Here is an 11375-nt window from a genome sequence, read left to right on the forward strand (position 1 = left end):
AAAAAATAAGAACTTAGTAAAAAATGAAAACATTATTCGACAAAATTTGGGATGCCCATGTGGTATCAACCGTTGAAAACGGTCCTACTCAGTTGTATATTGATAGGCATTTTTGCCATGAGGTTACCAGTCCTCAAGCTTTTAACGGATTACGAGCACGCGGTTTGAAAGTATTTCGTCCAGAGAAAACAACTCTTACAGCCGACCATAACACTCCAACAATAAACCAAGATCAACCAGTAAAAGATCCAATATCAAAAAATCAATTAGATACATTCGAGAAGAACGCTAAAGAATTCAATTTGCCCTTCTTCTATCCATTAGGTCATAAAAAGAATGGTGTAGTTCATATTATTGGCCCCGAAAATGGTTTCACTCAACCGGGTATGACTATTGTGTGTGGCGACAGCCATACATCAACACATGGAGCTTTTGGCTCTATTGCTTTCGGAATAGGAACTTCTGAGGTTGAAATGGTATTGTCTACTCAATGCATCCTACAATCGCGTCCTAAAACTATGCGTATTACATTTAACGGCAAATTGGGAGAAGGTGTTACCGCAAAAGACCTAGCACTATATATGATATCTAAACTTACAACCGGAGGTGCAACTGGATATTTTGTAGAGTATGCAGGTGAAGCCATCCGGAATATGTCGATGGAAGAACGTATGACATTATGTAACCTAAGTATAGAAATGGGCGCTCGTGGAGGACTTATTGCTCCGGATGAAAAGACATTTGAATATGTAAATGGACGCGAATTTGCCCCTAAAGGAGAAGAATGGAATAAAGCATTAGCATATTGGAAAACATTAAAAACTGACGAAGGTGCTAAATTCGATAAAGAATTGGAATTTGATGCAGCGGATATACAACCAATGGTCACTTATGGCACAAATCCGGGTATGGGAATGGGTATAAATGATTCGATTCCTACCTTGGAAGACATTGACGAAGCCGGACGCATATCGTTCAGAAAATCGATGGATTATATGGGATTTGAACCAGGCGAAAAAATCGAAGGAAAATCGATAGATTATGTCTTCCTTGGTAGTTGTACAAATGGACGTATCGAAGACTTCCGCGCTTTTGCAAAATTTGTAAAAGGTAAGAAAAAAGCCGATAATGTTATTGCATGGCTAGTTCCGGGTAGTTGGATGGTAGAACAACAAATAAAAGAAGAAGGCTTATTTGATATATTAAAAGAAGCAGGTTTCGAGTTACGTCAACCCGGATGTTCGGCATGTTTGGCAATGAATGACGACAAAGTTCCTTCCGGAAAATATGCAGTATCTACATCTAACCGTAATTTTGAAGGACGTCAAGGCCCGGGAGCTCGTACAATATTGGCAGGTCCTCTTGTTGCTGCAGCTGCAGCTGTTACCGGAAAAATAACAGATCCAAGGAAAATTTAATTTAATACTAATATTCTACGCATATTGATATAGAAAAAAGTTATGGAAAAATTTCAAACATTAACATCAACATATGTCCCACTGCCTATAGAGAATGTGGATACTGACCAGATAATACCTGCACGATTTTTAAAGGCTACAGACAAAGAAGGTTTTGGAAACAATCTTTTTGCTGATTGGAGATACGATAAAGACGGAAGTCCTAAAACTGATTTTGTACTAAACAACCCTATTTATAGCGGAAGTATTTTGGTAGCCGGTAAAAACTTTGGTAGCGGATCGAGCCGCGAACATGCAGCATGGGCTGTTGGTGGATATGGATTTCGTGCCGTAGTATCAAGTTTTTTTGCAGACATATTCAGAAATAATGCTCTTAATAATGGTATACTACCAGTTGTTATTAGTCCTGAATTTCTTGCTGAAATATTCGAGAGTGTAAGTAAAAATCCTAAAGCCACATTAACGATAAACCTTGATGCTCAAACAATAATGAATGATGCAACCGGAAAAAGTGAATCGTTTGAAATTAATAGTTACAAAAAAGAATGTTTGCTTAAAGGATTGGACGACATAGACTATTTGCTTTCGAAGAAAGAGCAAATAGAAGAATATGAAAAGGAACATACATTCTAATTAATACAATCTTCAATGTGTCAATATAAATTGGCACATTGACATATGAAACTTACCGATCAGGATATGTCATGATAGAAATAATGGATACAACCCTGCGGGATGGTGAACAAACTTCAGGTGTGTCGTTCTCTCCACAGGAAAAACTAAGTATAGCTAATCTGCTCCTCAGCGATTTGGGTGTTGATCGGATAGAAATAGCCTCAGCCCGTGTTTCGGATGGAGAATTTGCTGCTGTAAAAAAAATAGCAGATTGGGCAAAGATAGCAGGATATACCGATAAACTAGAAATACTTGGTTTTATCGACAATGGAGCTTCGTTAAAATGGATACAAGATGTTGGTTGTAATACAATAAACCTACTAACCAAAGGCTCTTTTAAGCATGTAACCGAACAGTTAAGAAAAACACCTGAAGAGCATCTTGAAGACATAAAACGAGACGTATACCTTGCTGAAAAGATGGGTATAACAGTAAATCTATACCTCGAAGATTGGTCAAACGGAATGGAAAATTCCGAGGAATATGTATATTTCTTGGTCGATAACCTGAAAGATTTACCCATAAAGCGATTTATGTTACCCGATACTTTAGGCATTTTAAATCCTCATACAACATGGCGTTATTGTCGTAGGATGAGAAACCGTTATCCTGATTTACATCTCGATTTTCACGCCCATAATGATTATGATCTCGCAGTAGCTAATGTAATGGTTGCAACAGAAGTGGGTTTAGACGGAGTCCATGTAACAATAAATGGACTAGGCGAACGCGCAGGAAATGCCTCTCTCTCAAGTGTTATTGCAGTCTTTCATGATCATCTTAAAATAAAAACATCCATAAAAGAAGAGGAAATAAACAAGGTCAGCCGTGTTGTAGAGACTTATTCGGGTCAAACCATTTCTGCAAACCAACCCATTATCGGCGAAAATGTATTTACACAATGCGCTGGAATACATGCAGATGGAGACAATAAAAACAATCTATATTACAACGATTTACACCCCGATCGTTTTGGGCGTGTCCGCGAATATGCTTTAGGAAAACTTTCGGGTAAAGCTAATATTCGTAAAAATATAGAAGCCCTAGGGATAGAACTCGACGAAACAGACATGGCCAAAGTTACAAGCAGAGTAATAGAGCTTGGAGATAAGAAGGAAATCATCACTCAAAGCGATCTGCCATATATTATTTCGGATGTTCTGAAACAAAACGAAAAAGAAAGAAAAGTCAAAATCATAACATTTGCTTTTGTCTTAACTAAAGGATTACGCCCTACAGCAACTGTGCGTGTAGAAGTTGATGGAGTAGAATATGAACAGACAGCACCGGGTGATGGTCAGTATCATGCTTTTTCCAAAGCATTATATAAGATATATAAGAAATTGAATAAGCCTATTCCTACTTTAAAAAACTACTCGGTATATATTCCACCTGGTGGACGTACCGATGCCTTGGTTCAGACTGTAACTACATGGGAATTTAATGGTAAGGAATTTCGTACACGAGGACTGGATGCCGACCAAACTGAAGCAGCAGTTAAAGCAACTGAGAAAATGCTGAATATAATTGAAGATATGAACTAAAAACGAATATATATAAATAAACAACTAAAATGAAATTAAACATTGCAGTACTTCCCGGAGACGGAATTGGTCCTGAGATTGTAGGCCAGGCATTAAGAGTAACAGAAGCCGTTTGTGAAAAATTTGGTCACGAACTTACCTATAAATACGGATTAGTAGGTGCATCAGCCATCGATCAAGTAGGTAACCCCTACCCTGATGAAACACACGAATTGTGTATGGGATCTGATGCTGTTCTGTTTGGTGCTATTGGCGACCCTAAATTCGATAATAATCCTGCAGCTAAAGTTCGTCCTGAACAAGGGCTTTTAGCTATGCGCAAAAAATTGGGATTATATGCTAACCTACGTCCTGTATCAACCTTTCCATCTCTTATTCATAAATCTCCATTAAGAGCAGATCTGGTAGAAGGGGCCGATTTTATGTGTGTGCGCGAGCTTACAGGTGGTTTATACTTTGGACGTCCACAAGGAAGAAGCGAAGACGGGAACACCGCTTACGACACTTGTGTGTACACCCGTGAAGAAGTAGAACGCATTGTTCGCTTATCATACAAATTCGCAGAACAACGTCGTAAAAAATTGACTATAGTAGATAAAGCTAACGTTTTATGTACATCACGTCTTTGGCGTCAGGTTTCACAGGAAATAGAAAAAGAGTTTCCTAATGTTGAAACTGAATATATGTTTGTCGATAATGCAGCCATGCAGATAATACAATGGCCTAAACGATTCGATGTTTTAGTTACAGAGAATTTATTTGGTGATATATTAACCGATGAAGCATCAGTAATAACAGGTTCGTTGGGTATGCTTCCATCGGCATCAATTGGTATACATACCTCTGTATTTGAACCTATACACGGATCATATCCTCAAGCAACCGGTAAAAACATAGCAAATCCTTTAGCTACTATCCTTTCTGCTGCTATGATGTTCGAATATGCTTTCGAACTGAAAGAAGAAGGCTCACTTATCCGCAAAGCTGTTGATGCTTCAATGGCAGAAGGTATTGTTACTGAGGATATCGCATCAGGCAGTAAAGCTTACTCAACATCCGATGTTGGAGATTGGATTGTTGACTTCATTAAAAAATAAATACCATTCTATTATTGATATAGCTTAAAAGAAAGGCTGGAAATTAAATAATCCTTTCAGAACCATTCATTATCAAGAGTGTTTTTGAAAGGATTTCTTTTTTAGTCATCAGGCTCTATTCTTCATCAAAATCATCGAAGAATGAGAAATCTGTAAAATCTTCCAGCTCCCGACGATCTTTTTTTGTTGGTCGCCCTGTACCTCTTGCTCTATCGATAAAGCCACTGGCTTTTGATAATTCCAGTATCTGATACTCAGAAGCCGGAGTTACATCCTTCATGTATTCAGGTACAAGTTTAGCCCCCATTCGTCGTTCTGTGAGCGCAAGTACTTCAAACGAATATGTAATAGGAGATTTACGTATTTCAATAACATCGCCTACCTTTATCATTCGCGATGGTTTTATATTTACACCTTTAATCATTACCCTCCCTTTTTTACAGGCTTCAATAGCCATCGAACGGGTTTTAAATAAGCGTACACCCCAAAGCCATTTATCTATGCGTACTTCGTTCTGTCCTTCTTTCATACTATAAATTAAACAAATAGGCACCGGAATTTCATCAAGACCAGTGCCAGTTTTTATATTTCAGCCTATATTATACTATTCTTGCATATTATGGAATACATTTTGCACATCATCGTCTTCTTCAAATTTATCAAGAAGTTTTTCAAGCGTAGTACGCTGTTCTTCCGTTACTTCCTTTAACTCGTGAGGAATACGTTCGAACTCTGCACTATGTATTTCAAAACCATTTTCTTCCAGATATTTTTGAATATCAGAGTACGATTTAAACTCTCCATACAATATAATATTTTCGTCTTCGTCCTGAACCAGTTCATCCACTCCAAAGTCAATAAGCTCTAGTTCAAGGTCTTCAAGCGAAATACCATCCTTTGGCGATATTTTAAATACACATTTATGATCGAACAAAAACTCAAGGCTTCCCGATGTGCCTAACGAACCTCCATGCTTATTGAAATAACTCCGTACATTAGCAACTGTACGAGTAGGGTTATCGGTAGCCGTTTCTACTACTATTGCAATACCAAAAGGTCCATATCCTTCGTATACAACCTCTTTATAATCAGCCTCGTCCTTCGATGTTGCTTTTTTTATGGCACGTTCAACATTGTCCTTCGGCATGTTTTCTTTCTTTGCCTGTTGCATCAAAACCCTCAAACGAGGATTTGTATCCGGCTCCGGACCTCCGTCTTTAACGGCCATTGTTATTTGTTTTCCTAACTTTGTGAATACGCGGGCCATATTTCCCCAGCGTTTCATTTTCGTTGCTTTACGATATTCAAAAGCTCTTCCCATAAGTTATATATTGTTTTCCTTTTTTATTGTTAAACTATTTTCTTAATTCTGCACCAAGCTCTTTTTCCAGTTGCATCTGAATTTTTCGCATAATATCATCTATTTGCTTATCATTCAGTGTTTTTTCACTATCCTGTATTACAAAGTTTACCGCATATGATTTTTTACCTTCGGGAAGATTCTTTCCTTCATATACATCAAACAATTTAACTTCTTTCAATAGTTTTTTCTCGGTTTTCAGCGCAATTCTTTTAACATCATCAAATAACACTCCTTTATCCAAAAGTAAAGCTAAATCTCTTTTTACTACCGGATATTTTGATATTTCTTTGTATGTAACCACATGCTTCTTTATCTCTTTCATTAAAGCATTCCAGTTGAGTTCGGCAAAGTATACCTCTGTGTTTATGTCGGTTTCTTTAAGTAGCTTTTTACTTACAATACCTAAAGTACCTAATTCTCGTGTATGACTTTTTATTATTAAGCCTACGTTATATATTTCGTTCGAGAATTGCTTATATTCATATTTTTGTGGTGAAATTCCCAATCGTAACAATATGCTTTCGACATAAGCTTTTAATTGGTACACCGACATTTTCTCATTTTCAGCAGCCCAAGTGTTTTCGATGCTATTTCCACACAGCCATAAACCTAAATGCAATTCTTCCGAATACTCTTTCAATGGCTCCCCTTCTATTCTGCGATCGGCATCGTAATAATAACAATTACCTAATTCGTAAAACCGAAGGTTACTGTTTTTCCTGTTTCGGTTGTAAGCAATACTTTCTAATCCTCCGAATAATAAAGTCTGGCGCATTACGCTTAAATCACTACTTAACGGATTTAATAACCTTACACATTTCGATTCGGGATATGTTTCTAAATTAGCATAGTACGATTCTTTTGTCAGCGAATTATTTAATATCTCATTAAATCCGGCTCCTGTAAGCTGCTCTGATATAAGGTTCTGTAAATCGGTACTGCGGTCTGTTATTGTTTTATACGACAGATTCGATTTTACATCATCGCCAATCTCAACGTTGTTATAGCCATATATCCTTAATATATCTTCAATAACATCAACATCGCGCTGAACATCTACACGATAACGAGGTACACTAAGAGTTAGGTTATCTCCCGATTCCTTTTCGATAACCATCTCAAGGCTCGACAGTATAGATTTTACTGTTTCACGGTCAATATTTTTTCCTATCAGTTTGTTAACCTTATCGAGATTAAGTTCTACCTTGAAGTTATCAAATTTTTGAGGATACACATCCTGAATATTTCCTACAATCTCGCCTCCTGCAACTTCTTGTATAAGTAAAGCGGTACGTTTCATCACATATATTGTATCGTTAGGGTCGACACCACGTTCGAAACGAAATGAAGAGTCTGTATTTAAACCATGACGACGTGCTGTTTTTCGTATCCATGTAGGATTAAAGTATGCACATTCAAGAAACACATCCTTTGTTTCTTCTGTAACTCCCGATTTAAGCCCGCCAAAAACTCCGCCAATACACATTCCTTCTTTGTCATTACATATCATCAAGTCCTTATCACTCAATGTATGTTCTACACCATCAAGAGTAGTAAAATTTGTACCTTCGGGTTCTGTCCGTACAATTACTGTATTTCCTGTTATATATGCCGCATCAAAAGCATGAAGTGGATGTCCCAACTCGTGTAAAACATAGTTAGTAACATCTACTACATTATTTATCGGACGTAAACCGATATTAGTCAGACGCTTTTTCAGCCAATCAGGACTTTCTTTTACATTTACGTTTTTTATTGTTACTCCCGCATAACGAGGACAAGCCTCCGTATTTTCAACTTTTACAGTTATTCCTTGTACATCGCTGTTTATTTTGAATTCATCGACTGAAGGCAATGTCAATTTTGAAAGCTTTCCGTTTTGCTGTAAATAAGCTGCTAAATCGCGAGCAACGCCATAATGAGACGATGCATCTACACGATTCGGGGTAATATCTACTTCAAGTATGAAGTCACTTTTTATGTTGTAATAATCTTTTGCTAATGTTCCAACTTTTGCATCGGCAGGTAACACTATTATTCCATCATGACTTGCACCTATCCCAATTTCATCTTCGGCACAAATCATACCAAAAGATTCTTCGCCTCTTATTTTCGATTTTTTTATTGTAAACGACTCCTCTCCCGAATACAAAATTGTACCAACCAAAGCTACAACAACCTTTTGCCCTGCTGCTACATTCGGAGCACCACACACAATCTGTAATAAATCGGGCTGGCCAACATTTACTGTTGTAATATGTAAATGGTCTGAATTAGGATGATCGATACAAGTGATAACTTCGCCAATAACCAAACCTTCTAAGCCTCCCTTAACAGACTGAACTTCTTCAACTCCTCCGGTTTCTAAACCAATAGAAGTTAATGCTGCTGATGTTTCTGCTGGTGTTAAATCAAAATTCAAGTATTCTTTTAACCAGTTGTATGAAATATTCATATAATGTTTTCTTTAGCTCTTTGTCCGCTATTTACAGAAAGAGACGATTTATATTATTATTTCTATTTTCGTTCGAAAAATAAGCCCAAAAATATAAAATTTATCAGACCTGTGAAAATATAATAAGCGCTTTAAATTAAAAATAAATTCCTGTTACAGATATTCTACTTACATAGAATTAAGCATTACTCAAAATATTCAGAAACCTATAATAAATAAAAACCTGACAAATCTTACACTTTTACTTTGAAAAATAAAATATGGTATTAAAAATCCAGCTCCCGTCTACATAAATGCTTAATGTCATATAATTTGATTTACAATTGCCCTTAGCTGTTATTTACGCTAAAAGTACTCAATATATAGATAAACAATAGTTTATAATATTGGTATCAACAAACGTTATTTGCATCTTCTTGTATTCTTTTCAGCAATTCGGGGTATTGAATACCTTTTTGATTGAAATACTCTTTAATAGCTCTAACTTTTGCTTCTTTATCGGGCATAAGTTGATAAAGCACATACCACTCTTCGAGTGTCGAAAAAGGAGTAAGTATTCCGTCTATTTCGAAAAGGTGAGGTACTGAAAGTTTGTCATATTGATATTCAAAAACGCCGACTTTAGTTTTTATTTTAAAGCCAGCCATTAAATCTACATTTATACCATTAATGATATATTCATAAAAATATTCTGTCAGGTATATCTCCGATTTTTTTTCTTTCATCTTTTCGCCCATAGACGAAAGAATTTTATCGGCAATTGATATATCTTGAACCGACACACTTATGTCAATATCTTTTGGTGTACTTGTTAACCCATATTTATATAACAAGACAGAAGCCCCAACACTCCAAAGTATTTCTGAAGTATTTAGGGCTTTCGCTATTTCTACAAGTGTAAATTGTAACGATTTTGTCATTTTTTATTTATGCTCTTTTAATAAGCACGAGCAAAAATAACTCTTTGAACTGAAGGTTTTCCTGTAACCATACATTTTCCGGGAGTTTTATCTCCATCTAAAGGAATACAGCGTATAGTAGCCTTAGTTTCTGTCTTTATTAACTCTTCTGTTTCGGGAGTTCCATCCCAATGAGCCAATATAAAACCTCCATCTCCTATTTTTTCTTTAAACTCTTCATAGGTATCAACCTCTATTGTATGGCTTTTTCTGTAATCCGATGCTTTTTTATAAATATTAGCTTGGATGTCGTCAAGCAGATTTTTAATATATACATCAATATTGTCACACGATATGGTTTCTTTTGTAAGAGTATCGCGGCGAGCAACTTCTACTGTATTGTTCTCTAAATCACGACCTCCCATAGCCAACCGAACAGGCACACCCTTAAGTTCGTATTCCGAGAATTTCCATCCCGGCTTCTTATTGTCAGCATTATCATACTTTACAGATACGCCCAAAGCCTTTAAAGCCTTTACTATACCTTCAACTTTCTCGTCAATTTGTGCAAGTTGTTCCTCACTACGATAAATTGGGACAATAACAACCTGATATGGTGCAAGTTTTGGAGGCAAAACCAATCCATTATCATCGGAATGCGACATTATAAGCGCTCCCATTAAACGGGTAGATACCCCCCATGATGTAGCCCAAACGTGTTCACGCTTTCCTTCTTTATCGGCAAAAGTTACATCGAAAGCTTTCGCAAAGTTTTGTCCTAAAAAGTGTGACGTTCCTGCTTGCAAAGCTTTACCATCCTGCATAAGAGCCTCTATTGCATATGTATCAACAGCTCCGGCGAAACGTTCCGATGCCGATTTTACTCCTTTTACAACAGGCACAGCCATATATTCTTCGGCAAAACAAGCATATACTTCGAGCATACGACGGGCTTCTTCTACAGCTTCTTCTTGTGTTGCATGAGCAGTATGCCCTTCTTGCCACAAAAACTCAGCAGTACGTAAAAATAAACGTGTACGCATTTCCCATCGCACAACATTAGCCCATTGGTTTACTAATATAGGCAAGTCGCGATACGACTGTATCCAGTTGCGGTAAGTATTCCATATAATAGTTTCGGACGTTGGCCTTACAATTAATTCTTCTTCAAGTTTTGCTTCGGGATCAACAACAACACCTCTACCCTCTGGATCATTTTTCAGACGATAGTGAGTGACAACAGCACATTCTTTGGCAAACCCTTCAACATGATCAGCTTCTTTACTTAGAAATGATTTTGGAATGAATAGAGGAAAATATGCGTTTACATGTCCTGTTTCTTTAAACATGTCATCTAGTTGGCGCTGCATTTTCTCCCAAATAGCATATCCATAAGGTTTTATAACCATACATCCCCTAACTGCCGAATTTTCAGCAAGATCGGCTTTTATCACTAAATCCTGATACCACTGACTGTAATCTTTACTTCTCGAAGTCAGCTCTTTAAGTTCTTTTGCCATATTACGTTGTTATGTATATTCTTTTTTGCAAGGCAAAGTTATGAAAAAAGCTATTTCGGGCAATTGATAATGAGTATAAATTTAAATTATGGTTTAGTAATAATCTATAGTTAAGCTTTTCTTTATTTTTTTTCAGCTTTACAGTCCTTATTTTCTGCACTATACAAGTATTCTGTTTATTTTTTATTAGAGCTTCTTTATTTTTTATTTGCAAATAAAATAAAAAGGTTTACCTTTGCACTCGCTTTTGAAAAGCAAAACAGGGAGATTCCGTAGCTCAGTTGGTAGAGCACATCACTTTTAATGATGGGGTCCTGGGTTCGAGCCCCAGCGGGATCACTGGAAGATCGGAAACTAACAGACAATTTTCCGGCAAAACAAGACAAAACTCTCTAGAATAGCAT

Annotated in this window: 9 protein-coding genes and 1 tRNA gene; 5 read left to right on the forward strand and 5 right to left on the reverse strand. The window is 36.8% G+C overall.

What is annotated here, in order from left to right; all coding sequences use genetic code 11:
* Positions 1 to 23 precede the first annotated feature (23 nt).
* The 4 genes from leuC to leuB all read left to right on the forward strand — a co-directional run bounded on the left by leuC (position 24) and on the right by leuB (position 4734).
* Positions 24 to 1418: a 3-isopropylmalate dehydratase large subunit gene (leuC, locus tag D0T53_RS12340; protein ID WP_163268355.1), complete on the forward strand. Its 1395-nt coding sequence runs from the start codon at positions 24 to 26 to the stop codon at positions 1416 to 1418.
* A 42-nt stretch (positions 1419 to 1460) separates the two neighbouring features.
* The gene (gene leuD, locus D0T53_RS12345; RefSeq protein ID WP_163268358.1) at positions 1461 to 2051 is read left to right on the forward strand and encodes a 3-isopropylmalate dehydratase small subunit; all 591 of its coding nucleotides are present in this window, start codon (positions 1461 to 1463) and stop codon (positions 2049 to 2051) included.
* A 71-nt stretch (positions 2052 to 2122) separates the two neighbouring features.
* Positions 2123 to 3637, forward strand: coding sequence for an alpha-isopropylmalate synthase regulatory domain-containing protein (locus D0T53_RS12350; RefSeq protein WP_163268360.1), 1515 nt, complete (start codon positions 2123 to 2125; stop codon positions 3635 to 3637).
* A gap of 29 nt (positions 3638 to 3666) precedes the next feature.
* Positions 3667 to 4734, forward strand: coding sequence for a 3-isopropylmalate dehydrogenase (leuB, locus tag D0T53_RS12355; RefSeq protein ID WP_163268362.1), 1068 nt, complete (start codon positions 3667 to 3669; stop codon positions 4732 to 4734).
* Between the two features lie 115 nt (positions 4735 to 4849).
* Here leuB and D0T53_RS12360 read toward each other — a convergent pair whose 3' ends face one another.
* The 5 genes from D0T53_RS12360 to proS all read right to left on the reverse strand — a co-directional run bounded on the left by D0T53_RS12360 (position 4850) and on the right by proS (position 10971).
* Complete coding sequence (locus D0T53_RS12360; RefSeq protein ID WP_163268364.1) at positions 4850 to 5263, reverse strand: RNA-binding S4 domain-containing protein; 414 nt, start codon at positions 5261 to 5263, stop codon at positions 4850 to 4852.
* A gap of 75 nt (positions 5264 to 5338) precedes the next feature.
* Positions 5339 to 6055 (reverse strand): YebC/PmpR family DNA-binding transcriptional regulator, encoded by a 717-nt coding sequence (locus D0T53_RS12365; RefSeq protein WP_163268366.1) that lies wholly within the window; start codon positions 6053 to 6055, stop codon positions 5339 to 5341.
* A 34-nt stretch (positions 6056 to 6089) separates the two neighbouring features.
* On the reverse strand, positions 6090 to 8552 hold the full coding sequence (pheT, locus tag D0T53_RS12370; RefSeq protein ID WP_163268368.1) for a phenylalanine--tRNA ligase subunit beta: 2463 nt from the start codon (positions 8550 to 8552) through the stop codon (positions 6090 to 6092).
* A gap of 392 nt (positions 8553 to 8944) precedes the next feature.
* Positions 8945 to 9472 (reverse strand): hypothetical protein, encoded by a 528-nt coding sequence (locus tag D0T53_RS12375; RefSeq protein WP_163268370.1) that lies wholly within the window; start codon positions 9470 to 9472, stop codon positions 8945 to 8947.
* A 17-nt stretch (positions 9473 to 9489) separates the two neighbouring features.
* Positions 9490 to 10971 carry a proline--tRNA ligase gene (proS, locus tag D0T53_RS12380; protein WP_163268372.1) on the reverse strand — a complete coding sequence of 494 codons (1482 nt, stop codon included), beginning with the start codon at positions 10969 to 10971 and terminating at the stop codon, positions 9490 to 9492.
* Positions 10972 to 11237: 266 nt separating this feature from the next.
* On the opposite strand from proS, the gene D0T53_RS12385 reads away from it, so the two are divergent.
* Positions 11238 to 11310, forward strand: a tRNA-Lys gene (locus tag D0T53_RS12385).
* The last annotated feature ends 65 nt before the right edge of the window (positions 11311 to 11375 follow it).

It is taken from the genome of Dysgonomonas sp. 216, assembly GCF_010501065.1.
Taxonomy (GTDB): Bacteria; Bacteroidota; Bacteroidia; order Bacteroidales; family Dysgonomonadaceae; genus QVMM01.

Coding starts and splice junctions, on each gene's coding strand:
- leuD (WP_163268358.1), top strand. CDS start 1,461: ATGGAAAAATTTCAAACATTAACATCAACATATGTCCCACTGCCTATA.
- pheT (WP_163268368.1), bottom strand. CDS start 8,552: ATGAATATTTCATACAACTGGTTAAAAGAATACTTGAATTTTGATTTA.
- D0T53_RS12360 (WP_163268364.1), bottom strand. CDS start 5,263: ATGAAAGAAGGACAGAACGAAGTACGCATAGATAAATGGCTTTGGGGT.
- proS (WP_163268372.1), bottom strand. CDS start 10,971: ATGGCAAAAGAACTTAAAGAGCTGACTTCGAGAAGTAAAGATTACAGT.
- D0T53_RS12365 (WP_163268366.1), bottom strand. CDS start 6,055: ATGGGAAGAGCTTTTGAATATCGTAAAGCAACGAAAATGAAACGCTGG.
- leuB (WP_163268362.1), top strand. CDS start 3,667: ATGAAATTAAACATTGCAGTACTTCCCGGAGACGGAATTGGTCCTGAG.
- D0T53_RS12375 (WP_163268370.1), bottom strand. CDS start 9,472: ATGACAAAATCGTTACAATTTACACTTGTAGAAATAGCGAAAGCCCTA.
- leuC (WP_163268355.1), top strand. CDS start 24: ATGAAAACATTATTCGACAAAATTTGGGATGCCCATGTGGTATCAACC.
- D0T53_RS12350 (WP_163268360.1), top strand. CDS start 2,123: ATGATAGAAATAATGGATACAACCCTGCGGGATGGTGAACAAACTTCA.